Consider the following 23,521-nt stretch of genomic DNA (forward strand, 5'->3'; position numbering starts at 1 on the left):
GCGGCTCCCTCGGCTCGGTGGATCAGAAGGCGGTCAGGTAGCGGTCGTGCTCCCAGGAGCCGACGGTGCCGTGCCAGTCGAAGAACTCCTCCCGCTTGACCTCGGCGAGGTAGCCGGCGACGCCGGGGCCGGCCACGTCCAGCGCACCGGTGACGACCGGATCGGCACCGAGCGCCTCGACGGCGTGCAGCAGCGTCGGCGGCAGGTCCGGCCGGACGACGGCGTCCGGCCCGGTGCCGGGCGGCCCGGGATCGGCGGCCCGGTCGATGCCGTCCAGGCCGGCGGCGAGCGCGACGCTCAGCGCCAGGTACGGGTTGGCCGAGCCGTCGCCGCCGCGCAACTCGATCCGGTCGCCGTCCGGGATGCGGACGAAGTGTGTGCGGTCGTTGCCGCCGTAGGTGGCGCGCCGCGGCGACCAGGTCGCGCCGGACCGGGTGGAGGTGGCGCCGGTGCGCTTGTAGGAGTTCACCGTCGGCGCCAGCACCGCCTGCATGCCCGGTGCGTGGTCGAGCACGCCGGCCAGGAACTGGTAGGCCAGCGCCGACAACCCGAAGCCGCGCGGATCGGTGTCGTCGGGGAAGCGCGGGTCGTCGCCGGACCACAGCGACAGGTGCAGGTGCATGCCGGAGCCGGTGCGGTCGGCGAACGGCTTGGGCATGAAGGTGGCAATCATCCCGCGCTGCTCGGCCAGCACCGAGATCAGGTAGCGGGCGGTGATGACGCGGTCGGCGGTGGTGAGCGCGTCGGCGTAACCGAAGTTCTGCTCGAACTGGCCGTTCGCGTCCTCGTGGTCGTTGGCGTAGTTGCCCCAGCCGAGCGCGTTCATCGCGGTCGAGACGGTCGTGAGGTGGTCGTACATCCGGGTCACGCCGCGGGCGTCGTAGCAGGGGCGGGCGGCGTCGTCGCGGGAGTCGGCGGGGGACAGCGTGCCGTCCGCGTCCCGGGACACCAGGAAGTACTCGACCTCGGCCCCGGCGCGCAGCTCCAGGCCGCGCCGGGCGGCCCCGGCGATCGCCGCCTTCAGTGCCACCCGCGGCGCGTAGCGCCAGGGGACGCCCTCGACGTGCGGGTCGCAGTGCACCAGGGCGAGGCCCTCGCGCACCCAGGGCAGCGGCGTGTAGCTGGCCGGGTCCGGGATCGCGATCAGGTCCGGGTCGCACGGCTGCTGGCCGATCGCGCCGACCGCGTACCCGGCGAACCCGACGCCGTCGGTGACCAGCTCGTCGACGGCCTCGACCGGCACCAGCTTCGCGCACGGCTTGCCGGTGAGGTCGACGAACAGGGCGAGCAGGAACCGGATCCCGTCGGCCCGGGCGCGGCCGGCGAGATCGGCGGGGCCCGCTGCGGGATCGGTGGTCGTGGTGCGCGCCGGTGACGGCGAGGTGAGGGTCATGGGGGCTCCTTCGGGCGCTCCGGCGACACTCGGCGGCCCAGTGTCTGGTATCTCAGTGGGAAACACAATATCGCGCTAGGATATTCGCTGGGTTTCCGGCGCGTGACGGCGGATGACGGGCCGGGAACGTCCCCCCGAGACAGCACCGCCCGGCCCGCGGTCGAGGCGGGCCGGGCGGTGGTCGTGCGGAGGGTGGATCCGGTGGACCGGGCCGTCAGGTGGCCGCGGGACTGCTCTGCGACGCCCCGGAGGTTCCCGGCTCCGCGGCCGCCCCGGACGGGCCCGGGGTGGCGGTGGCGGCGAGGCCGGTGCCCATCCGGCTGCCCCGCTCGAAGTCGTAGGCGCTCTCCGCGTGCACGGTGACGTCGAGGCCCTCCAGCTCGGTCTCGTCGTCGACCCGCAGGCCCATCGTCCGGTCCAGCGCCCAGGCGATCAGGTAGGTCATCCCGAACGAGTACACGCAGGTCACCGTGATGGCGACGATCTCCCGCCAGACGATGTCCCAGCTGCCGCCGAACAGGATCCCGGTCAGCCCGGCCGGCGCGTTGGACGCGGCGAACAGGATCACGCAGACGGTGCCGACGATGCCGCCGACGCCGTGCACGGCGAACGCGTCGAGGGTCTCGTCGATGCCGAGCTTCTTCTTCCAGGTGCACGCCCAGGCGACGACCGCACCACCGGCGAAGCCGACCAGCAGCGCACCGATCGAGTTGACGGCGTCCGCGGACGGGGTGATCGCGACCAGCCCGGAGATCATGCCGGAGGCGAGGCCGAGGGTGGTGGCGTGACCGTCCCGCAGCCGCTCGACCAGGCAGAACCCGGCCATGCCCGCGGCGCCGGCGAGCAGCGTGGTCAGGATGACGTACTGGGCGAGGAAGTTCGCGCCGCCCGCCGTGCCGCCGTTGAAGCCCATCCAGCCGAACCACAGGATGCCGGCGCCGAGCACCACCAGCGGCAGGCTGTGCGGGCGTTCGGCCTGGTTGCGGCGCTTGCCCAGGACCAGTGCCAGTGCCAGCGCCGCGACGCCGGCGTTCATGTGCACCGCGGTGCCGCCCGCGTAGTCGTGCAGCTCCAGGCTGTTGAGCATCCAGCCGCCGGTGACGCCGGCCTCCTCGTCGTCGGCGGCGAACACCCAGTGCGCGAGCGGGAAGTAGACCAGGGTGAGCCAGACCGGGGCGAACACCAGCCACGCGGAGAACTTCATCCGGCCGGCGGCGCCGCTGGCCACGATGGCGATCGTGATCGCGGCGAACAGGATGAAGAACGCCGCCCAGAACACGTTCTCCGGGCCGCCGGAACCGGCGTCGTCGTGCACGCCGGCGAAGCCGAGGTACTCGACCGGGTTGCCGATCAGGCCCAGGCCGCCGAGCGAGTCACCGGAGACCATGCTGTGCCCGAGCAGGACGTAGAGCACGGAGGCGATCCCGAGCGTGCTCAGCACCATCATGATCATGTTCAGGGCGTTCTTGCTGCTGGTCATCCCGCCGTAGAACAGTGCCAGGCCGGGGAACATCAGGAGGACCAGCGCGAATGCGGCGAGCAACCACGCGAGATCTGCTGCGGGCACGGGCAACTCCGGTGTGAGTGGGGATCAGGGACCCGCCGGACCCGGCGGAAGGGACGAACGTCGTGGGCGAAGCAAACCGGACATCCGTTTCACACCAGTTAACGAGAGTTACGAGGCTGACACGACTGGGTGATCAGGCCGCGCTGCCGAGCAGGAACCCCGCGGCGCGGTCCCGGAACCGGGTCAGTCCCTTGTAGTCGGCGATGTCGTCGGGCAGCTCGGACAGCACCCGGCCGAGCCGGACCCGCCAGGCCGGCACGGCGGCGATCTCCGCCAGCGGGGCGAGGTGGGTGCGGATCAGGAACAGCAGTGCGCCGGACTCGCCCAGCCGGATCAGGTGCTGCACCTCGACCCGCAGGTGCAGCCGCCGGGCCAGCTCGTCGTCGGGCACCCCGGCGACCAGCCGGCGGTCCGGCCTCCACAGTGGGTAGGGCTCGGGCGACTGGTCGAGCCGCCGGTCGACCGACATCGTCCAGTTCGTGCGCCGGTACTCCTGGCCGGGCTGCAGGCGCATGAGGAAGCGCTCGGCGCGGGCGATGACGCCCTCGGTGTGCACCCGCGGCACCGGGCCGTGCACCTCGAGGAACCGCATGCCGACGTCGAACCGCAGCGACCGGTCGGCGGCGAAGGTGACCAGGCCCGCGTCCACCCAGAGCGCGCCCTCGCGCTGGTCGAGCAGCACGACGTCGTCCTGGACCCGCGAGCAGAGGAACCTCAGCGGGCCGCCCGGGACGCTCGCGTCGTCGCCGTCGGTGAACACCTGCGTGGTCCCGAGCAGGCGGTTGGACCAGGCGAACCGGCCGCCGCCCAGCTCGTCGAGGGTGAAGGTCGCCGGATCCTGGGCGGCCAGCTCGTGCAGCACGGTCAGCAGCGCGTCCCAGCAGGCCCCGGCCATGTGCGGCAGCACCGTGCAGCGCGCGGGATCGGCGGCGAGGATGCGCTCCCGCTCGACGAGCTCGGTCCTCGCGGAACGGGAACGGGAAACCGGTCGGGCTCACAGGTCCACCTCCAGGGTGTCGGACGCGCTGCGGGAGACGCAGCACATGACCGAGCCGTGCCGTTCGTCCTCGGCCAGGAACTCGTCGCGGTGCAGCGGGGTGCCGCCGAGCACCGGCACCCGGCATTCGCCGCACACCCCCTGCCGGCACAGGTGCGCCACCGGGACCCCGGCGGCCAGTAGGGCGTCGAGCAGGCTCGCGCCGCCGGGGACGGCGACGTCCCGCCCGGAACGCGCCAGCCGGACGGTGAACGGGACGCCGGGTACCGGCTCCGGGGCGGTGAACCGCTCGGAGTGCAGCCGCCCGGCGGGCCACCCGAGCCGCGCGGCGCGGTCGAGGACGTGATCGACGAGCGGTTCTCCGGGCCGCAGGTGTAGAGGTGCGTACCGAGCGGCCGGCGCACCAGCAGCGCTTCGAGCCGGGCGGCGAACGCGGCCCGCCCGCTCACGGCGGTGAGCCGGTCCCCGAGCAGGCCGGCCAGCTCGGACCGGTAGGCGCCGGTCCCGGACCGGTGCACGTACAGCATCTCGACCGGCCTGCGGTGCCGGACGGCCGTGCGGGCGTGCGGGCGTGCGCCAGCATCGGGGTCACCCCGATCCCGCCGGCGACGAGCACGTGCCGCCGGGCCGAGGCGACCGGGGCGAACGCGCTGCGCGGGCCGTCGGCGACGATCCGGTCACCGGCCCGCAGCCGGTGCAGCCGGACCGAGCCGCCGCGGCCGCCGGCCGGCCGGATCGGCCAGGGCCAGCTCGCGGATCCCCGGGACGATCTCGGTGCTCTCCCGCACCAGCAGCGTGCGTGGGCCGGTCACGACGCCTCCTCGGCGTCGGCGGAGAAGCCCAGGTAGCAGCCCTCGCGACGGGACACGTGATGGTGCACCAGCAGCGTCCGGCCGCAGCCGGCGCAGCCGGTGCGGCCGCCGACCGGGACCTCGGCCGTCGTCGTGGTGTCGCAGTGCGGGCACCACACCCGGCGCACCCGGTCGTCGGTGGCGAACGTGGTCGTCTCGGCGGTCAGCAGGCCGTGGGCGAGCGCGACCGCTCCGATCCGGAGCACGTCGCACTCCGGCCCGGCGACCATCAGCCGGATCCCGACCCGGGCGGTGGCGAGCCGGGTGTCGAGCTCGCCGAGCAGCGGACCGGCCGCCGCGGCGGACAGCTGCTCGGCCGGGATCCCGGCCGCTCCGGCCTCGGCGCTCCAGGCCCGGGCGACGGTGGCGGCGCCGTCGCCGACGGCGAGGACGAGGACCCGCCGCGCCGCCCGGTCGACGCCGGGTGGCGGACCTCGAGCTGCAGCTGGCGGCGGCACACCGGCCGGGACTGCGCCCGCTGCCGCTGGGCCGGATCGAGGGGCTGGCCGCGGTACTGGCCGGGCGGGTGGGCACCGACGCCGCGCGGGCCGCCGTCGCGTACGTCGACGGCACCGTGCTGACCGCGCTGGTCACCGGGGAGCGCCCGGACCGCGACGCGCCGGCCGCGGCACTGGCGGCCCTGCTGGACGTCCGGCCGGAGACCGGCCGGCGCCGCCGCCCGCCCGGCCGGGACCGGACGGTGGAGCAGGTCATCGGGGACGAAATGCGGCGGATCCGGCAGGCGTCCGGGGCGACCCTGGCCGAGATGGCCGTGCGCACCGGGATCTCCAAACCGATGCTCTCGAAGATCGAGAACGCCCAGACCTCCTGCAGCCTGACCACCCTCGCCCGCCTCGCCGACGCCCTCGACGTGCCGGTCACCTCCCTGTTCCGCGACGCCGACACCCCCCGCGAGGCCGTGTTCACCCCCGCCGGGGCCGGCGCCCGCATCGTCGCCCGCGGCACCCGCGTCCGGCACGACTACACCCTGCTCGGCGCGAACTGCTCGAGCTCCCCATCCGCTTCCTGTCCGTCGTCGCCCACGACGACGACGCCGGGACGGCGGTCAGACCCGCAGCGTGGTGACCACCCAGCGCAGCGTGGAGCGGTCGGTGCAGCTCGCCAGCAGCTCGGCCTGCTCGGTCGCCTCGGCGTCGGACCGGCGGGCGTCGTAGAGGTCGGCGACCACGCCGGGCACGTCCAGGTGCTCGCCGCGCAGCGCCTGCGCCGGGCCGGGCAGCTCCAGCCGGTCGATCAGCAGCCGCAGCGTCCGGTACCCGATCACCCGCATGCCCGGGCCGAGCAGCGGCGAGGACGGCGCCGGCGACGGGCCGGGGCCGGCGGGCAGGGTCACCGCGGACACCGCGATCACCCCGCCGTCGAGCATCGCCCAGGCGTCGACCGCGGGCCGGTGCGCCTCCCGGCCGGACGCGGTCGGCAGGTCCTGGGTGGCGAGCCAGCGCCGCAGCCGGGGCCGCAGGTCCCAGCGCACGTCGAACACCCCGCTGCCGAGGTCGGAGGGGGTGAACACCTCGTCCCAGCGCGGCCCGCCGGGCACGCCGCTGCCGACACCCGTATCGGGCTGGATGGCCATGTCTCGTTCCCCCGGGCTGGTCACCGACCCGGCCACCGGTGAGCGACGTCACGCACGGAGCCGGACGACCAGGATACGTGCGGGCGAACGGGCGCACAGTGTGGCGCGGACGGTCGTACCCGGTGGTGTGACAACCCGGCCGGCCGTGCCGCGAGCGGCCGATCAGGCGCGCCGGATCGCGACCGGACATGACGCTCCGTCACCGGATCGGGTTGCTCAGCGGTGATGGATGACACGATCGTGGGACTCCACGGGGAGTGGTAACGAGGCAGGATGATCCCAGCGATCCACAAGTGACGGCGACGTGGAGGCGACATGGACGGACAGTTCGACGGCACCCCGGCGGTGCACCCGGGCCTGATCCCGGCTGCGCGGCGCTCGGTGGAGACCCTCCCGTCCGGCCGTGGCGTCGCCGACGCCGGCCGGGGACGGGTGCTGGCCCGCTACGCCCGGCTCATGCGGTCCGGCCGGCCCGAGGTCTGCCGGCCCGGTCGCCGGGAGATCGAGGAGCGGGAGCGGACCGGCGTCGGCACCGCCCCCGGCAGCGACGGCAAGGTCATCTACCCGGACCGGGACGCCGCCGAGTGCGCGGCCCGCGAGCTGGAGGCCCTCGGCGGCCGGCCGCAGCGGGCCTACCTGTGCCGCCGGTCCCGGCGCGGGCACTTCCACCTGACGACGGACCTGGTCGCCGAGCGGCGGCGCGGCCCGGCCGAGCTGATCCCGCGCCCGCGCCGCGGCGACTGACCGGCACCACGTGTTGACCTGGATGTGATGCGCAGCACACGCTGATCGTCTAGCGTGGGTGTGGCGACGGTCACTCGAAGCCGTCGCGTTCACCACCACGCCGACGCATCAGGAGGGTCCCGTGAACCCGCACCTGCTGGAGGAACGAGTCGCCACCGTCTCCGGTGGCCCCGGCCTCGCCGAGACCGCCCGCGCCCGCCTCGCCGCCCACAAGGCCACCGCCGACGCCTGCCGTCGCCGCACCTCCGAGCGCCGCGCCGAGCTGGAGCGGGCACTCGCCGGTGACAGCACCGGCCACGCGCTCGATCTGATGCTGGAGCTGGACGCGCTGGAGCGCGTCCAGGACCGCATCGACCACCGGCTCTCCGAGCTGTGCGACGCGCTGAGCGATCCGCGCTCGCCGCGCTACGGGGACGCCCAGCCGATCTAGGGCCCGCTCCGCGCGCGCGTGGTTCGATGGCGGGGACACCGCCGTCGAGCGACAGCAGGGAGAACACGTGCGTGCAGTGCAGGTCGTCGAGCTGGACGGGCCGTCCGCGGTCCGGATCAACGATGTGGAGCCGCCGGTGCGCGGCGCCGGCGAGGTGCTGATCGACGTCGCCGCGGCCGGGGTCAACTTCCCGGACGTCCTGCTCACCCGCGGGCAGTACCAGTACCGGCCGGACCCGCCGTTCACGCTCGGCTCCGAGTGCGCCGGCACGGTCCGCGAGGCGGAGCCGGGCAGCCGGTTCGCGCCGGGCGACCGGGTCGTCGCCTTCACGATGTCCGGCGTGTTCGCCGAGACGCTCTCGGTCCCCGAGCACACGGTGCTCCCGCTGCCCGACGGCGTCGGCTTCGCCGAGGGTGCCTGCCTGCCGATGAACTACCTCACGGCGCACTTCACCCTGGAGACGCGGGGCGCGCTGAAGGCGGGGGAGACGGTGCTCGTGCAGGGCGCGGCCGGCGGCGTCGGCACCGCCGTCGTGCAGCTCGCGGCGGCGCTCGGTGCGACCGTGATCGGGGTCGCCTCCACCGAGGCCAAGGCCGAGGTGGCCAAGCGCGCCGGGGCGGCGCACACGGTCGGCGTCGACGGGTTCAAGGACGCGGTCGCCGAGATCACCGGCGGCGCCGGCGTCGACATGGTGGTCGACCCGGTCGGCGGCGACCGGTTCACCGACTCGCTGCGCTGCCTGGCCCCGCTGGGCAGGCTGATGGTCGTCGGGTTCACCGCGGGCGACATCCCGACCGTCAAGGTGAACCGCCTACTGCTCAACAACATCGACGTCCGCGGCGTCGGCTGGGGCGCCTACGCGCTGTCCCGCGACGGGTTCGTCCGCGCCGAGTGGGACGCGCTGGTCCCGCACCTGCGCTCCGGCGCGCTGGACCCGCTGATCAGCGAACGCTTCGGGCTGGACGACGCCGCGACGGCCCTGTCCCGGATCGACGACCGGGTGGTGACCGGCAAGGTCGTCCTGGAGGTCTGAGCGGGCCTCAGCCTGCGGGCTCCAGATTGTGCCGTACCGGGGTCCTCGGGTGCGGCGCGGCCGCCGGGCGGCCCGCACCCGGGTCCCGCGGCGCCGGCGCCGGGGCCGGCTCGGCGACGTGCAGCCGGTGCCGGGCGGCCAGCGCCCGGCCGGCCGGTCCGGTCTCGCCCAGCGCGTGCAGCGCGAGCGCCCGGTGCGCGGGCACCTCGCAGCGGCGCAGGAACCGGTCCAGCTCGCGGACCGCGTCGCCCGGCTCCCGGGACAGCGCCCACAGCACGACCTCGGCGCGGGCGATCTCCTCGCGGACCCCGCCCATCCGCACGCACAGGTACTCGATGTCCTCGTCGGCGAGCTCGCCCGGCGCCGGGACGTGCATGCCCTGCTCCAGCAGGTACTCGTGCACCGCCCACAGCCCCATCGGGGTCAGCTCGACGACCGTGGGATCCGGGTCGTCGCGGTGCGCCACCTGGGACAGCGCGTCCAGCTCGTCGGCGTCGAGGGTCTCGGTCAGCTCGATCGCGCCGAGCAGCTCGCAGGCGTCGAGCAGCGCGGTGACGTCGCGCCGCCACAGCCGCTGCTCGACATCGCCGGCCAGGTCGTCGACGACGCAGCCCGCGTCGTCGTTGACCGTGTCGCGGACCTGGCGGTGGAAGTGCTCCAGCGGGACCGGGCCGCCGCCGGCCGCGTAGAGGTTGACCCACAGCACCGGGAACGCCTCGGACATCGACATCCCGAACAGCGACGGGGCGCCGAACACGTCGGTGCCGCCCAGGTTGTCGCCCAGCCTGCCGACCGACTCGAACACCCTGCGCCACAGCTCGATCGGCCGGTTCAGCAGCGGCCCGGCGCTCTTCACCGGCAACAGCCTGCCCCGGACGACGCGGACCAGCCGGGCGGCCCGGGCCCAGCGCAGCAGCAGCGAGACCTCGGGCAGGTCGTCGCTGGTGCGGGCGGTCTCCCGGTAGATGTGGTCGAGCTGCAGGTGCGCGGCGAGATCGAGCGCGTCGGCCCGGCCGAGCCTGCCGTCGGAGGTCAGCCGGCGCCCGGCCCGGACCCACACGGTCAGCTTCCGCAGCAGATCGAGCGCATCGGACCGCTCGGCGGCCTCCACCAGTGCCGCCGCGCCCGGCATCGGCACCGGCGGGAGCTCCGGGCTCCACTCGGTGCGCGGCGGGCGCTCGGCCTCCCGGCGCATGATCTCGGCGAGCGCGTGCCGGTCCACGTCGGCCTCGCCGGAGCCGGCCCGGTCCAGGAAGCGCTGCACGGCCACCGGATCGGCGGGGTCGATCCCGTTGCGGTGCAGCTGCACGCCCCAGAACTTGCCGAGATCGTAGTTGCGCTCGTCGGCGAGCCCGTCGTGCAGCGCGGGCGTCGAGTCCAGCACCTGGCGGTGCAGTGCGTCGGGCGGGGCGGACCGCGGATCGAACCAGTCGTGGTCGTCCAGGAAGTCGATCAGGGCGTGGAAGGCGGGGGCGACGTCGTCCGGTTCGAGGACGGTCACCTTGCGCGGGAACCACATCCCCAGCGCGTCGGCCACCTGGGGGCGGGTCCACCGGCCCAGCCTGCGGTCCCGGGAGTACTTGTAGTCCACGGCCGCGGCGACGAGCGCGGTGTCGACCTCGACCCGGTGCCGCCGGGCCCACACGAGGAACTGCTCCAGCAGCCGGCTCCGGGCCTCGGCGTACCCCTGGTCGTCCCCGGGGGTGAACACGAGACGCATCCGGCCCACTGTGTCAGGTCCCTCCGTCCGTTCGCCGAGCACGGTGATGATCTCCGGCGCGCGCGGGGGCCTGCACGCCGGGTCGTAGAAGGTGCAACGAGCGCGCCGATCGCGGGTCACGCCGAACCACTCACCGTCGGTGGGCGGTCGGTGACGACCGGTGCGACGGTTCCCCCCGACGCGCCCTCCCGGAGACCCTCCCACGGACGACGACGGCCGGACACCCCGCGTGGGGTGTCCGGCCGGGCCGGTGTGCGGCGAGCGGTGCCGCCGGATCGGTCAGTCGCCGCCGACCGGGCTGTCCTTCCGCTCGGCGTCGCTTTCCGCGGGCGGACCCGGGTCCGGCACCGCGCCGGACGCCTTCTCGGACGCCGTGTCGGCGGGCTCGGGCTCGGGACCGGGATCGACGGGGCCCTCGCCGGGCTCGGTCATCGTGTAGCCGGGCCCGGTGCCGGGGCCGTTGCGGTACCCGCCCGGGGGTGCCTCCTCCTCGACGCGGTCCTTCGGGAACGCGCCGACCTTGACGAAGAAGTCGTCGCCGTGCCGGTCGGTGGCCCAGTCGACGGCCTGCTCGATCACCTCGGCGCCCTTGAGCTCGCGCAGCACCACCGGATCGCGGCGCAGGTCGCGGAACAGCGCGAAGCAGAGCAGCACCATGATGATCACGAACGGGGCCGCGACCAGGATGGTCAGGTTCTGGATGCCGCCCAGCGCGTCCTCGCCGCCGGTCAGCAGCATCAGGACGGCGACGGCGCCCATCACCGCACCCCAGAAGATGACCACCCAGCGGTTCGGCTCGATGGTGCCGCGCTGGGACAGCGTCCCCATCACGATCGAGGCGGCGTCGGCGCCGGAGACGAAGAAGATCCCGACCAGGATCATCACCAGGATGCCGGTTGCCGTGGCCCACGGGTAGGCGCCCAGCACCTGGAACAGCTGGACGTTGGAGTCCTCGGAGAACTGCACGCCCTGCTGCGCCTGGGTGATCGCGGTGCCGCCGAAGATGCAGAACCAGACCAGCGAGACCAGCGACGGGGCGAGGATGACGCCGCCGACGAACTCGCGGATGGTGCGCCCCCGCGAGATCCGGGCCAGGAACATCCCGACGAACGGGGTCCAGGAGATCCACCACGCCCAGTAGAAGATCGTCCAGCTGGACAGCCACTCGAGCATCGGCTCGCCACCGACCGCCTCGGTGCGCCCGACCATCTCGAAGAACTGGGAGAAGTAGGCGCCGATCGAGGTGGGGATGAGATCGAGGATGATCACCGTCGGTCCGGCGACGAACACGAACAGCGCCAGCACACCGGCCAGGACCATGTTCGTGTTGGACAGCCACTGGATGCCGCGCGCGACGCCGGACACCGCGGAGAGCACGAACGCGGCGGTCAGCACCACGATGATCGCGGCCAGGGTGCCGGGCCCGACCGGACCGTCCGACCAGCCGACGGTCTGCATGCCGCCGCCGATCTGGTAGGCGCCCAGGCCCAGCGAGGCGGCCGACCCGAACAGGGTCGCGAAGATCGCCAGAATGTCAATTGCCTTGCCGATTGGCCCCTCGGCGGTGCGGCGCCCGATCAGCGGGATGAACGCCTGGCTGATCAGCTGCCGGCGGCCCTTGCGGAACGTCGAGTAGGCGATGGCGAGCCCGACCACCGCATAGATCGCCCAGGGGTGCAGCGTCCAGTGGAACAGCGATGTCGCCATCGCGACCTGCATCGCCTCGGTCGTCCCGGGCTCGGCGACACCGGGCGGCGTGGAGGTGGTGAAGAACGAGAGCGGCTCGTTCACGCCGAAGAACATCAGCCCGATGCCCATCCCGGCGGAGAACATCATCGCGATCCACGAGACCGTGCGGAACTCGGGCTGCTCGACGTCGGTACCGAGCCTGATCCGGCCGAACCGGCTGAACGCCACGAACAGCGCGAACGCCACGAACGCCGTCGCGGCGAGCACGAACCCCCAGCCGCCGCCGCGCATCAGCCCGTCGAGCATCGTCTGGGCGGTCGCGCCGAGACTGTCCGGGGACACGATGCCCCACACGACGAACAGCAGCGCGAGTGCCGCGCCCACTCCGAAGATCGTCCAGTCGGTGCGCGACCGACCCTCATCGGATCCGGCCGGGCCGGAATCCGCGCGTGGTTCCACCTGTGTCATTCCAGGTCACGCCCGTTCGGGCGTTTCCCCCTCCCTGGTCGAGCACGCTCGATCGTGCACATCCTTGCGGGGGGAGTGTAGGAAAACCGGACGATGCTGTGGTGACGGAGCGACCCGCCCGAATTGGTCCGTGCAGGTCAGAGTGGTGCGGCTGACTGTTTCAATTCGATATCGTTGAAATTTTGTCCGCTTTGCTGCCGTTTATCGCCATCCGGAACCGTCGACACCACCCGGAACCGGCGCCGCCGGATCGTAGGGTGTCCGGGTGAACACGAACGTGGCCAGCCACAGGTGGTCCTCGGCGATCCGCAGCGTCTCACCGGCGAAATAACCGTCCAGCCCGATCCAGCTGCGGTCCGGGCCCGGCCGGAACCGGGACGAGCGACCGGGCCGTCCGAGACCGCCCAGGTGCAGCATCCCGCCGGGGACCGCCCGCAGCGCGTACGGCGACGGGCCCCAGAACCAGGGGCCGAGCAGGGCCGGGTCCACCGGCGACGGCTCCGGCGCCCACTCGTCGATGATCCGCGGCTCGGCCGCCTTCACGTCGGTGAGCAGCCCGGCGGCCAGCCCCGAGTCCAGGCCCGAGGTGGTGTTGCCCATCGCCAGTGCGCCGGTGCCCTCCTCGCGGTCCACCCAGAGCCCGGCGAGGAACCCGGGCATCGACCCGCCGTGCCCGATCAGCGTCGCCCCGCCCTCGACCCGCAGCACCTGCACACCCAGGCCGTAACCCGCCCACACCGGCGACGACGCGTCGATGCCGGCGGGCAGCGTCATCTCCTCGACGGTGGACGGGGCCAGCACGCCGCTGGTGTCACCGAGCAGGAACGCGCCGAGCCGGGCCAGGTCGCGGGCCGTGCACCAGAGCTGCCCGGCCGGGGCCATCGCTCCGGCGTCGTGCTCCGGCTCGGGCAGCGTGAGTTCGGCCCACGGATGTACCGCGCGGCCCGAAGCCGCCGGCTCCTGCGGCCTCGGCGAGGTGCGGGTCATCCCGAGCGGGAGCAGCACCTCCTCGCGCGCCACCTCGGCCCAGGCCGCGCCGCGGGCCCGCGCGACGACCTCGCCGAGCAGGCCGAACCCGAGATTGGAGTAGTGGAAGCGGCGGGCCGCGGGCAGCACCCGGTCGGCCTCACCGAGGCCGAGCTCGTCGAGCGTGCCGCCGGGCGCCCGCTCCCACCACTGCCCGGGGCTCTCCGAACCGGCACCGGCCAGGTGCGACAGCAGCTGGCCGAGCGTCCGGTCGCCGAGCGGGGTCCCGGGCAGGTGCCGGTCCAGCCGGTCGTCGAGATCGAGGGAGCCCTCGTCGCGCAGCCGCAGCACGGTCACGGCGCAGACCGTCTTGGTGATCGACCCGATCCGGAACTGGACGTCGTCGTGCGCCGCGCCGTCCGGGAAGCTCCCGCGGCCGGCGTGCCAGGCCAGTGCGCCGTCGCGGACGACGCCCGCGACGAGCGCGGGGACACGGCCGTCGCGCTGGGCGCGGGCGACACGGGCGAGCAGGGTGCGCTGGGTCGAGGGGAGCACACGACGACGGTAGCGGGCGGGTTCAGAGCGCGATGTCGGCGTAGGAGGTGAGCCGGACGGCGCGATCGGCGAGCGTGGCGGGCACCGGCTCGCCGACCGGCATCCGGTCGGCGCCGGTGAGCGGCCCGAGATCGAGACCGGTGAGCTCGGCGATCCGGGCGACCGGCACCTGGAACGTCCGGAAGCCGCTCAGCGGCGGCGGCTCGCCGGGGGCGCGGCGCAGGTCGCCGAGCCGGGGCGACTGGTCGAGCAGGAACCCGGTGGTGCCCAGCGCGCCCCCGGTCAGGTAGCCGCCGATCTTCCAGAACAGCCGCGGGACGAGCAGCCCGCGGTACTCCGGGTCGTCGTCGGCGAGCACCGGCCCGGTGAACACGACCAGCCTGCGGCCGTGCTCGGCGGCGTGGTCGAGCAGGTGGTCCTCGAGCCCGAGCCACAGCTCGCGGTCCTGGTTGAACGCCGACGCCTGCGGTGCGGCGTTGGTGTAGTGGAAGGTGTCGTCGCTCGCCCGCTCCGCGACCGCCTGCTCGCCCCAGGCCGGGTCGGCCCGCCGGACCAGGTGCCCGCGGTCGAGGTCGTTGCCGGTGTAGATGTCCGGACCGGCCTGCGCGTCGGCCGGGACCCGGTCGTCCAGCCGCCAGTCGTCCGAGCGCGGCACCGGGCGCAGGGCCGCGCCGTCGATCATCACCGCGGTCGCCGCGGCCAGCCTGCGGTCCGGCCGGTGCAGCGTGGCGAAATGGGTGTAGTCCAGCGGCACCGTCGCGACGCCGGGCGGCGCGACCGGCATCGGCGCCGGCACACCTAGGAAGTCCGGATCGAAACCGCTCACCGCACCCCCCTGGCCAGCCGGTGCAGCAGCGGGGCGGTGCGGAACCCGACCAGCGAGCGCATGACCAGCGACGTCGACGTCCGCTCCACACCGTCGATGGCGAGCAGGTGCCCGGCGATCCGGTAGAGATCGTCGGCGTCCCGGGCGACCAGGTGCACCAGCAGGTCCTCGGCGCCGGAGACGCCGTGCACCTCCAGCACCTCGGGGACCCGGTCCAGCGCATCGGCGACCGCGGCCAGCTCGCGCTGCACCACCCGCACCGTCACGAACGCGGTGAGCGGGTAGCCCAGCGCCGCCGGGTCGATCCGGCGCTCGAAGGTGTCCAGCGCGCCGAGCCGGTCCAACTTCGCCAGCCGGGCCTGCACGGTGTTGCGGGAGAGCCCGACCCGGTCGGCGAGCGCCAGCACGGTCGCCCGCGGGTCCTCGGCGAGCGCGAGCAGCAGGCGGGCGTCGTGGCCGTCCAGCTCGCTGCGCACCCTGCCGTCCATTCTCCTGCTCACCCTGCTGCCCACCCACGGGCCGTCCGTGCGGTGCGCACTCTGCCGCCCCGGCGCCGTCCTGTCCAGGCCGCCCGCGTGCATTCTGCTCAGTTCCCGGCCCGTCGGTTGTGCAGTCATCGGAGTGGTGGTGAGCTGCTGGTGCAACGTGCGTGGTCCCCGGCCACCACGCCGGCGAGGGAGCTGGAGACACCGATGACCGACACCGACGACCGCGGGACGATCGCCGACATCGAGCAGCGGGTGCTGTGGCTGTCGACCGCGATCATCGACGCCGCCAACCGGCGCGGCGACCCGAGCGGGCTGAAGGTGGGTGGGCACCAGGCGTCGTCGGCGTCCCTGGTGACGATCATGACCACGCTCTGGTTCGAGCACCTGCGGGCGGCCGACCGGGTGTCGGTGAAACCGCACGCGTCGCCGGTGCTGCACGCGATCAACTACCTGCTCGGCGAGCTGGACGAGGCGTACCTGCCGACGCTGCGCGCGTTCGGCGGGCTGCAGTCCTACCCGTCGCGGTCCAAGGACCCGGACCCGGTCGACTACTCGACCGGTTCGGTCGGCATCGGCGCGACCGCCCCGATCTGGGGGGCGCTGGCCCGCCGCTACGTCGACTCGCACTTCGGCGGCGCAGGACGGGGGCGGCAGTACTCCCTGGTCGGCGACGCCGAGCTGGACGAGGGTGCGGTCTGGGAGGCGATCCTGGATCCGATGGTCGGCGAGCTCGGCGAGGTCGTCTGGGTCGTCGACCTGAACCGGCAGTCGCTGGACCGGGTGGTCCCCAACATCGGCGCGCCGCGGCTGGAGGGCATGTTCGGCGCCGCGGGCTGGCAGGTGCTCACCGTGAAGTACGGCCGGCTGCTGCACGAGCTGTTCGCCCGCCCCGGTGGTGACGCGCTGCGCGAACGCATCGACGCCATGCCGAACCCGGAGTACCAGCGGCTGCTGCGCTGCGACGCCGCCGAGGTCCGCAAGCGGCTCCCGGACGGCGTGCCCGACGGCGCCGGGCTGGCCGGGCTGATCGAGGACCTGGACGACGCGACGCTGCTGGCCGCCGTCCGGAACCTGGGCGGGCACGATCCGGCCGCGCTCGGCGAGGCGTTCGACGCGATCGACGACACCCGCCCGACGGTCATCCTCGCCTACACCGTGAAGGGCTACGGCCTGGCCACCGCGGGCCACCCGCAGAACCACGGCTCGCTGCTGACCGCCGAGCAGGTGCGCGAGCTCGCCGACACGGTCGGCGCCGACGTCGACGACCCGTGGCGGCGGTTCGATCCCGCGAGCCCGGCCGGGCTGCTGTGCGCCCGGACCGCCGAGCGGCTGCGCCGGGAGCCGGCCGTGCCGGAGCCGGTGCCCGCGCTGCCGACCGACATCGGCCGCACCCCGTCCGGCCGGGCCACCACCCAGGCCGCGCTCGGCCGCGCCCTGCTCGACCTGACCCGGGAGGCGCCCGACGCGGCGGGCCGGGTGGTCACGCTGTGCCCGGACGTGTCGTCGTCGACGAACCTGGGCGGCTGGGTGAACAAGGTCGGCGTGTGGTCCAGCGCCGAGCGCCGGGACTGGTTCGACGACGACCCGGAGACAATCCTGCACTGGCGCGAGCGGCCCACCGGCCAGCACCTGGAGCTGGGCATCGCCGAGGGCAACCTGGTCGGCGCGCTCGGCGAGCTGGGCGCCACCTGGTCGCGCTGGGGGCGCCCGGTGCTGCCGATCGGGGTGCTCTACGACCCGTTCGTCGAGCGGGCCCTGGAGCCGTGGTCGTTCGGCATCTACGCCGGCGGGCAGTCGATCCTGGTCGGCACGCCGTCCGGGGTGTCGCTCGCCCCGGAGGGCGGCGCCCACCAGTCGATCACCACCCCGTCGGTGGGACTGGAGCAACCCGGCTGCGTGACCTACGAGCCGGCGTTCGCGATCGACGTCGAGTGGACCCTGCTGGCGTCGCTGGCCCGGCTCGGGCGCCCGGACGGGACCTCGGCCTACCTGCGGCTGTCGACCCGGCCGGTGGATCAGTCGCTGGCCGCGGTGCCGTCCGATCCGGCGGCCCGCGAGCGGCGCCGCCGCCAGGTCGTCGCCGGGGCGTACCCGCTGCGCCACGCGGGCACCGCGCCGGACCTCACGATCGCCGCGATGGGGCCGCTGCTGACCGAGGCGCTGGCCGCCGCCGACCGCCTGACGGCGCTCGGGCACGCGGTGGACGTGGTCTGCGTGACCGCGCCCGGACTGCTGTTCGACGCCGTGCAGGCCAGGGCGGGCCGCCCGGCCCGGCCGCAGGCGCAGCCGTGGGTGCTGGAGTCGGCGTTCCCGGCGCGGCGCGCCGCACCGCTGGTCACCCTGCTCGACGGGCACCCGCACACGCTGGCGTTCCTGGCCGGGATCAACCGGGTGCCGGCCACCCACCTGGGCGTGACCCGGTTCGGCCAGTCCGGTGATCTCGCGTCGGTCTACGCCCATCACGGGCTGGACGCCGACGCCGTCGTCGGGGCGGCACTGGACCTGCAGTAGCCGGGATCAGGCGAGGACCTCGTCCAGCCAGTCGAACGCCTCCCGGTGGAACACCGCCCGGCCGGTCATCTCGCAGTGCCCGGTGACGCCGTCGGCCGGGCCGAACTCGACGTAGCGCGACGGGCAGGTCAGCCGGGCGGCGAACGTCGGTGCGACCGCGGTGAGGTCGTCGCCCGCGGTGCGGCAGACGAACGTGGGGCAGCGGATCAGGTGCTCGCGCCCGGCGAGGGTGTAGTCGGCCAGCACACCGAGCAGCTCCAGCGGGTCGTCGACGCCGTGCACCCACAGGTTGCGGCGCAGCGACCAGCCGGCGCTCGGCCTGCGCAGCACCGACCGGAGCGCCGCGGCCAGCACCGGGCGGGTGAGCACGGTGCCGTGCGGGAGGTTGCGGGTCAGCGGCCGCGGGATCCGCGCCCGGAGCGCGCCCAGCAGGTCGTAGGGCCCGCTGTCGGACACACAGGCGGCGAGCCGGTGCTCGGCGGTCGCCGCCCGCGGGGCGGTGTACCCGCCGAAGCTCCAGCCCATCAACGCGATCCGGGCCGGATCGACACCGGGCAGCTCCAGCACGTGGTCCAGCACCGGGCCGACCACGTTCTCCCAGTCCGGCCGGAACACGATGCCCTGGTCGAGCAGCACCGAGCCCTGGCCGGGGCCGTCGAACGCGATCACGTGGTAGCCGCGGTCGAGTGCCGCGGCGCCGTTGGCGAACCAGAGCTCCTCGACCGTGCCGTCGTAGCCGTCGGTGAGGATCAGCGTCGGCCGGGGCTCGTCGCCGTCGCCGGCGCGGAAGAAGTAGCCGGGCAGCGTGGTGTCCCGGTAGGGGATGCCGAGGATCTGCGGCGGCCGGTCGAACAGCTCCGCCGCGGCCCGGAAGGTGGCCGTCTGGGCGTGCGCGCTGTCCCGGAACCGGGCGTCGAAGAGTCCCATCGGTTCCTCCCTCGGCGCAGCTGTCACCGCAGGATCTCCACCAGCAGCACCCAGGTGCTCACCAGCGCGCCACCGATCGCGCCGACCGTGGCGACGACGATGCCGTAGGCACCGGCCGGCCGGCCGGCGACCAGCAGCGCGCCGGCCGCGGCGATGCCGCCGACGGTGACCGCGGCCGGGAGGACCGTCGACACCAGCCGCACGGCCACCGCCTGCTGCGGCGGCCGGGCTCCCGGCCGGGCGAGGTAGAGCACGCCCGGGCCGAGCACGGCGGGCAGGACCAGCAGCTGCACGCCGTACGCGGCCGGGCCCTGCGGCACGGTGAGCAGCATCGCCGACAGCGTCGGCAGCACCAGCAGCAGAACGGCGAAACCCGAGCGGGTCGGGAGCTCCGCGGTGTCGACGATCAACCGGATGTTGATCGACATCGAGACGAAGAGCAGCCCGATCAGTGCCGCCCCCGCACCGGTGACGGCGACCCCGAAGTCGGTCCAGCCCTCCATGCGGCGGACACTCGTCCGCCGCGCCCGCGGTGTTAGGGGGCGGGCGGCTCGTGCGGCGGCTCGTCGCCGCCCTCGGCCAGGAACCGCTCGAACTCCGCGGCCAGCTCGTCGCCGCTGGGGAGTTCGCCGCCCTCCAGCCCGTCGGTCAGGTCACCGGCCTCGCGGGCGGCGGCGACCTGGTCGTACTGCTCCTCCAGCGCCTTCACCACCTGGACGACCTCGTCGGACTCGGCCATCTGCTCGGCGATCTCGGTGTCCGCCTGCTCGGCGGCCCGGGTCAGCGTCTCGGTCGGCAGGTAGAGGCCCGCCGAGAGACCGGCGTGGTCGAGCAGCACCCGGGCGGCCTGCGGGTAGGCCGAGCGCGCCAGGTAGTGCGGGACGTGCACGGCGAAGCCCATCGCGTCCTGTCCGGCCTGGCCGAGCCGGTACTCCAGCAGCGCGGCCGCACTGCCCGGGACGTCCGCGGTCGCGAACCACGGCTGGTGTCCCTCGACGAGCTCCGGGCGCGTCGCGTGCGCGGTGACGCCGATCGGGCGGGTGTGCGGCACCGCCATCGGGATGCCCTGCAGGGTGATCACCAGGCGGACGCCGAGCTGCTCGGCGAGCAGGCCCACCGCGGCGACGAACCGCTCCCACTGGGTGTCCGGCTCCGGCCCGGCGAGCAGCAGGTACTGCGTGTCGCCGGTGTCCTGGAGCGCGACCACCTCGAGCGTGGGCGGGTCGTAGTCGGCCCAGTGGTCGGTCTCGAAGCGCAGCGGGGGGCGCCGCGACCGGTAGTCGACGAGCTGGTCGATGTCGAAGCTCGCGACCCGGCTGACCTCCCGCTCGTCCTTCATCGCGCCGACGGCGAGCGCGCCGGCGTTGCCGGCGTCGACGAACCCGTCCAGCACGACGATCAGCACGGGCTCGTCGAGGTGCGGCGCGGCCGGGTCGACCTGGTAGAGCTGAGCGGGATCGAGCACCGGGTCCTCCGTGTGGTGGCGTCCGCGACGGCCGGGGCCCGCCGCCGGCCCGACCCTAGCCGGACGGCGGCCGGTGCTGCCGGTGGCCGCGGCCCGGCCGGGTGTGACGCTGGTCGGCCGGGGGCGTGCGGCGGGCCCGGATGCCGCAGAATGGTCGTTCGTCATGGCAACGTTCTCGGCGCCGCGTGGCGCCTACCTGGTCTGGTCGGCCGGCCTGCTCGCCTACACGGTGGCGGTGCTGCAGCGCAGCTCGTTCGGGGTCGCCGGGCTGGACGCCGCGGAGCGGTTCGACGCCTCGCCGACGGTGCTCGCCGGGTTCCTCGTGCTGCAGCTGCTCGTCTACGCCGCGCTGCAGGTGCCGGTCGGCCTGCTGCTCGACCGCTTCGGTGCCCGGGCGATGGTGCTGGCCGGCGCCGTGACGATGACCGCGGCGCAGGTGCTGGTCGCGCTGGCGACCGCGCTGCCGCTGGCGATCGCGGCCCGGGTGCTGGTCGGGATCGGCGACGCGCTGACCTTCATCTCGGTGCTGTCGGTGGTGTCGGTCTGGTTCCCGGCCCGCCGGGTGCCGCTGATGACGCAGCTGACCGCGCTGCTCGGCCAGTCCGGGCAGGTGCTGTCGGCGATCCCGCTGGCGACGCTGCTGCACGGCCACGGCTGGACGACCGCGTTCCTCGCCGCCGCGGCCGCCGGGCTGGTCGCGACGATCGCGGTGGCGGCGGTGTTCGTGAACCGGCCGCCGGGCAGCCCGGAGCCGGCCCCGGCGGCGAGCCCGCGCGAGGTGCTCGACGGCCTGGCCGGGGCCTGGCGGCACCCGGGGACCCGGCTCGGGCTGTGGTCGCACGCCGGGACCCAGTTCTCCGGCCTGGTGTTCGCGCTGCTGTGGGGGGTGCCCTACCTCGTCGCCGGGCAGGGGATGAGCCTGGCGGGCGCCTCGGCGATGCTGACCGTGCTGGTCGCCGCGGGTGCCGTCGCCGGGCCGGTGTTCGGCGAGTTCACCGCCCGGCACCCGCTGCGCCGGTCCTGGCTGGTGCTGGCGGTGATCGGGTCGACCGCCGTGGTGTGGGCGATCGTGCTGCTGGTGCCGCCGCCCGCCCCGCTGTGGCTGCTGGTGCTGCTGGTGGTGGTGCTCGCCGCGAACGGGCCGTGCTCGGCCGTCGGGTTCGACTACGCCCGCACCTTCAATCCCGAGCACCGGCGCGGAACGGCCGTCGGCATCGTCAACGTCGGCGGGTTCACCGCATCGCTGCTGACGACGCTGCTGGTCGGCGCCGTGCTCGGGATCTCAGGCGGCTACACCCCGGAGGCGTTCCGGGTGGCCTGGCTCGTGCAGTTCCCGATCTGGGCGATCACCGTCGCCGGGGTGCTCGTCGCGCGCCGCCGGGCCCGCCGGGTGCTGGCGGAGGAGGGCACGATCGTGCCGCCGCTGCGCGAGGTGCTGAGGCGGCGCCGGCGGACCCCGTGATCCGGGCTCACTCGGCCAGCAGCCGGTACAGCGCCTTGCGTGCCGCGGTCAGCGCCTCGGTGGCCGCGGTGACCTGCTCGGGCGTCCCGGCGGCGGCCACCTGCCGGGCGGCCGCGTGCAGCCGGGCCAGCTCGTCGCCGAGCCCGGTGGCCGGGTCGTCGGCCGCGGCCTCCGCGTCGTCGGCGAACGGGGCCCACACCGCGTCCAGGGTGGCGCGGTGCTCCGCGACGTGCCGGGTGCCCTCCTCGGTGAGGTGGACGACGCGGCGGCCGTCGGTCTGCTCGGAGCGGACCAGGCCCTCGTCCTCCAGCTGGGACAGCATCGGGTAGACCGAGCCGGGGCTCGGCTTCCACCGGCCGCCGGTCCGGGCGGTGATCTCCTGGATGATCTCGTAGCCGTGCCGCGGCGCGTCGGCGACGACGGCGAGCACCGCCGCCCGGACGTCACCGCGGGCGGTCCGCCTGCGGCCGAAGCCGCGCCCCCGCCCGCCGGGGCCGAACCCACCGGGCCCGAAGCCGCCGGGGCCGCCGGGGCCGCCGAAGCCGCCCGGGCCGAACGGCCCGCCGGGGCCGAAACCGCGGCCGCGGCCGTGCGGGCCGCCGCGGTGCGGACGGCCGCGGCGCGGGTCGTCACCCTCGTGGTCTGCCTGGTCGTCGTTCATGAATGCCTCCTCGCGGCCGCGCGGGCCGGGTCGTCCGAACCGTCCGGGCCGGCCGAACGGCCGCCGGAGACCGTGCACGTCTCGCATGGTCATGACGTGTGTTCCTCTCGTCGCGAGCCTCCTCTTCGATCGGCTCGTGTGCCATCACGATATATCGCGACGCGTCGCCGTTGCAACGAGATACGTCTGAGAGTTCGCTGTGTGCCGCGTCGCCGCTGGCCCGGCCCGGCCCGATGCCGTTGACTGGCCGGACGGGCCCGGACCGGCCGGGCCCGGCGAGGGGAGGGGGCGTCGTGGGGCGTCACGACCGGCGGAGGCCGGCCGACGGGGACACCGCGGGCACCGCGGAGGTGTCCGACTCGGCCGAGGAGCTCGACCTCAGCGAGGTCTCACCGGCGGTCCTGCGCGACCGGCTCTCCGCGCACGCGGACGGCCGCGACGACCAGGTCGTCCGCGCCGCCGCCGAGCTGCGGGCGAGCCTGGACCGGCTGGCGGCCGGCATCGCCCACCGCCGAGAGGCGCTCGTCGTGCGGGCGGGGGAGATGGCGCGCGCCGCGGCGCCGTTCGCCGGCGGGGCGCTCGCGGCCGGGCTCGGCGCGGTACTGGTGGTGCGACGGGTGCGCCGGCCAGATCGTTAGCTTGCGCAACGCCGCCCGCCGGGCGGACACTCGGTGCTCCGGCGGTGGCGATGGAGGTACGCGATGAAGGTCTCCGACATCCTGCGGATCAAGGGCGACACGGTGCACACGGTGCTCTCGTGGAACACGATCGCCGAGGCGGCCGCCCGGCTGGCCGGGCCACCCGCGATCGGGGCACTCGTGGTGTCCGACGACGGGTTCCGCGAGCGGGTCGCCGGGATCATCTCCGAACGCGACATCGTCCGCCGGTTCGCCACCGACGGCGCCGGCCTGACCCGGCTCACCGTGGCCGACGTGATGACCCGCAAGGTCGTCACCTGCGCACCGGACGACTCGATCGCCGAGGTCATGGCCTCGATGAACCGCTGGCGGCACCGGCACCTGCCGGTCGTGGAGAACGGCAGGCTGCGCGGCATGATCAGCATCGGGGACGTGGTGAAGCAGCGGCTGGCGGAGATGAGCACCGAGGCCGGGGTGCTGCGCGACATCTACATCGCCTCACACTGATCCCGGAGGATCACCGTTCCACCGGGAAC

The 23,521-nt window shown here is 74.5% G+C and carries 22 protein-coding genes and 2 pseudogenes; 8 read left to right on the plus strand and 16 right to left on the minus strand.

What is annotated here, in order from left to right; translation table 11 throughout:
* Nucleotides 1–22: 22 nt before the first annotated feature.
* The 6 genes and pseudogenes from glnT to ACVJO7_RS19620 form a co-directional block, all read right to left on the minus strand.
* Nucleotides 23–1,393: a type III glutamate--ammonia ligase gene (gene glnT, locus ACVJO7_RS19595; RefSeq protein ID WP_491674086.1), complete on the minus strand. Its 1,371-nt coding sequence runs from the start codon at nt 1,391–1,393 to the stop codon at nt 23–25.
* 214 nt (nt 1,394–1,607) lie between these two features.
* Entirely contained in the window at nt 1,608–2,960 is a 1,353-nt protein-coding gene (locus ACVJO7_RS19600) for an ammonium transporter (protein ID WP_491674087.1), read from the minus strand.
* Nucleotides 2,961–3,093: 133 nt separating this feature from the next.
* Nucleotides 3,094–3,906 (minus strand): annotated as a pseudogene (locus ACVJO7_RS19605) (heme-dependent oxidative N-demethylase family protein); the annotation flags it as partial.
* A 48-nt stretch (nt 3,907–3,954) separates the two neighbouring features.
* A complete protein-coding gene (locus ACVJO7_RS19610) occupies nt 3,955–4,329 on the minus strand; it encodes a 2Fe-2S iron-sulfur cluster-binding protein (protein ID WP_491674187.1) in 375 nt (124 codons plus the stop codon).
* 305 nt (nt 4,330–4,634) lie between these two features.
* Entirely contained in the window at nt 4,635–4,769 is a 135-nt protein-coding gene (locus tag ACVJO7_RS19615; protein WP_491674088.1) for a hypothetical protein, read from the minus strand.
* Nucleotides 4,766–5,266 (minus strand): dimethylamine monooxygenase subunit DmmA family protein, encoded by a 501-nt coding sequence (locus tag ACVJO7_RS19620; protein ID WP_491674089.1) that lies wholly within the window; start codon nt 5,264–5,266, stop codon nt 4,766–4,768. Before ACVJO7_RS19620 ends, ACVJO7_RS19615 begins: the two co-directional genes overlap by 4 nt.
* A 266-nt stretch (nt 5,267–5,532) precedes the next feature.
* On the opposite strand from ACVJO7_RS19620, the pseudogene ACVJO7_RS19625 reads away from it, so the two are divergent.
* A pseudogene (locus tag ACVJO7_RS19625) lies at nt 5,533–5,679 on the plus strand (helix-turn-helix domain-containing protein); the annotation flags it as partial.
* A 195-nt stretch (nt 5,680–5,874) separates the two neighbouring features.
* Here the strand turns inward: ACVJO7_RS19625 and ACVJO7_RS19630 are convergent.
* The gene (locus tag ACVJO7_RS19630; RefSeq protein WP_491674191.1) at nt 5,875–6,402 is read right to left on the minus strand and encodes a hypothetical protein; all 528 of its coding nucleotides are present in this window, start codon (nt 6,400–6,402) and stop codon (nt 5,875–5,877) included.
* A gap of 315 nt (nt 6,403–6,717) precedes the next feature.
* On the opposite strand from ACVJO7_RS19630, the gene ACVJO7_RS19635 reads away from it, so the two are divergent.
* The 3 genes from ACVJO7_RS19635 to ACVJO7_RS19645 all read left to right on the plus strand — a co-directional run bounded on the left by ACVJO7_RS19635 (nt 6,718) and on the right by ACVJO7_RS19645 (nt 8,609).
* A complete protein-coding gene (locus tag ACVJO7_RS19635; RefSeq protein WP_344028610.1) occupies nt 6,718–7,146 on the plus strand; it encodes a hypothetical protein in 429 nt (142 codons plus the stop codon).
* 121 nt (nt 7,147–7,267) lie between these two features.
* On the plus strand, nt 7,268–7,576 hold the full coding sequence (locus ACVJO7_RS19640) for a hypothetical protein (RefSeq protein ID WP_344028611.1): 309 nt from the start codon (nt 7,268–7,270) through the stop codon (nt 7,574–7,576).
* Nucleotides 7,577–7,643: 67 nt separating this feature from the next.
* Nucleotides 7,644–8,609 (plus strand): NADPH:quinone oxidoreductase family protein, encoded by a 966-nt coding sequence (locus tag ACVJO7_RS19645; protein ID WP_344028614.1) that lies wholly within the window; start codon nt 7,644–7,646, stop codon nt 8,607–8,609.
* Between the two features lie 7 nt (nt 8,610–8,616).
* On the opposite strand, the gene ACVJO7_RS19650 is transcribed toward ACVJO7_RS19645, so the two are convergent.
* The 5 genes from ACVJO7_RS19650 to ACVJO7_RS19670 all read right to left on the minus strand — a co-directional run bounded on the left by ACVJO7_RS19650 (nt 8,617) and on the right by ACVJO7_RS19670 (nt 15,321).
* Entirely contained in the window at nt 8,617–10,329 is a 1,713-nt protein-coding gene (locus tag ACVJO7_RS19650; protein WP_491674090.1) for a hypothetical protein, read from the minus strand.
* Nucleotides 10,330–10,608: 279 nt separating this feature from the next.
* The gene (locus ACVJO7_RS19655) at nt 10,609–12,486 is read right to left on the minus strand and encodes a BCCT family transporter (RefSeq protein WP_491674091.1); all 1,878 of its coding nucleotides are present in this window, start codon (nt 12,484–12,486) and stop codon (nt 10,609–10,611) included.
* Nucleotides 12,487–12,687: 201 nt separating this feature from the next.
* Entirely contained in the window at nt 12,688–14,007 is a 1,320-nt protein-coding gene (locus ACVJO7_RS19660; RefSeq protein ID WP_491674092.1) for a serine hydrolase domain-containing protein, read from the minus strand.
* A gap of 22 nt (nt 14,008–14,029) precedes the next feature.
* The gene (locus ACVJO7_RS19665) at nt 14,030–14,833 is read right to left on the minus strand and encodes a DNA/RNA non-specific endonuclease (protein WP_491674093.1); all 804 of its coding nucleotides are present in this window, start codon (nt 14,831–14,833) and stop codon (nt 14,030–14,032) included.
* Nucleotides 14,830–15,321, minus strand: coding sequence for an Lrp/AsnC family transcriptional regulator (locus ACVJO7_RS19670; protein ID WP_491674094.1), 492 nt, complete (start codon nt 15,319–15,321; stop codon nt 14,830–14,832). Before ACVJO7_RS19670 ends, ACVJO7_RS19665 begins: the two co-directional genes overlap by 4 nt.
* Nucleotides 15,322–15,525: 204 nt before the next feature.
* Here ACVJO7_RS19670 and ACVJO7_RS19675 point away from each other — a divergent pair, with 204 nt between their 5' ends.
* Entirely contained in the window at nt 15,526–17,832 is a 2,307-nt protein-coding gene (locus ACVJO7_RS19675; RefSeq protein ID WP_491674095.1) for a thiamine pyrophosphate-binding protein, read from the plus strand.
* Nucleotides 17,833–17,838: 6 nt separating this feature from the next.
* Here the strand turns inward: ACVJO7_RS19675 and ACVJO7_RS19680 are convergent, their stop codons facing one another.
* Genes ACVJO7_RS19680 through ACVJO7_RS19690 form a run of 3 tightly spaced genes read right to left on the minus strand, consistent with a single transcriptional unit; the run spans nt 17,839 to nt 20,224 of the window.
* Nucleotides 17,839–18,759: an alpha/beta hydrolase family protein gene (locus ACVJO7_RS19680; RefSeq protein ID WP_491674096.1), complete on the minus strand. Its 921-nt coding sequence runs from the start codon at nt 18,757–18,759 to the stop codon at nt 17,839–17,841.
* A 23-nt stretch (nt 18,760–18,782) separates the two neighbouring features.
* Entirely contained in the window at nt 18,783–19,262 is a 480-nt protein-coding gene (locus ACVJO7_RS19685) for a hypothetical protein (protein ID WP_491674097.1), read from the minus strand.
* A 32-nt stretch (nt 19,263–19,294) separates the two neighbouring features.
* Entirely contained in the window at nt 19,295–20,224 is a 930-nt protein-coding gene (locus tag ACVJO7_RS19690) for a proteasome assembly chaperone family protein (RefSeq protein WP_491674098.1), read from the minus strand.
* 163 nt (nt 20,225–20,387) lie between these two features.
* Between ACVJO7_RS19690 and ACVJO7_RS19695 the strand changes: the two genes are divergently transcribed.
* On the plus strand, nt 20,388–21,686 hold the full coding sequence (locus ACVJO7_RS19695) for an MFS transporter (RefSeq protein WP_491674099.1): 1,299 nt from the start codon (nt 20,388–20,390) through the stop codon (nt 21,684–21,686).
* A gap of 7 nt (nt 21,687–21,693) precedes the next feature.
* Here the strand turns inward: ACVJO7_RS19695 and ACVJO7_RS19700 are convergent, their stop codons facing one another.
* Entirely contained in the window at nt 21,694–22,347 is a 654-nt protein-coding gene (locus ACVJO7_RS19700) for a PadR family transcriptional regulator (protein WP_491674100.1), read from the minus strand.
* A 293-nt stretch (nt 22,348–22,640) separates the two neighbouring features.
* Between ACVJO7_RS19700 and ACVJO7_RS19705 the strand changes: the two genes are divergently transcribed.
* Both ACVJO7_RS19705 and ACVJO7_RS19710 read left to right on the plus strand, forming a co-directional pair.
* A complete protein-coding gene (locus tag ACVJO7_RS19705) occupies nt 22,641–22,985 on the plus strand; it encodes a hypothetical protein (RefSeq protein ID WP_358484485.1) in 345 nt (114 codons plus the stop codon).
* Nucleotides 22,986–23,048: 63 nt separating this feature from the next.
* Nucleotides 23,049–23,492 carry a CBS domain-containing protein gene (locus ACVJO7_RS19710; RefSeq protein WP_358484483.1) on the plus strand — a complete coding sequence of 148 codons (444 nt, stop codon included), beginning with the start codon at nt 23,049–23,051 and terminating at the stop codon, nt 23,490–23,492.
* The last annotated feature ends 29 nt before the right edge of the window (nt 23,493–23,521 follow it).

The organism is Pseudonocardia sp. DxW, assembly GCF_058448985.1.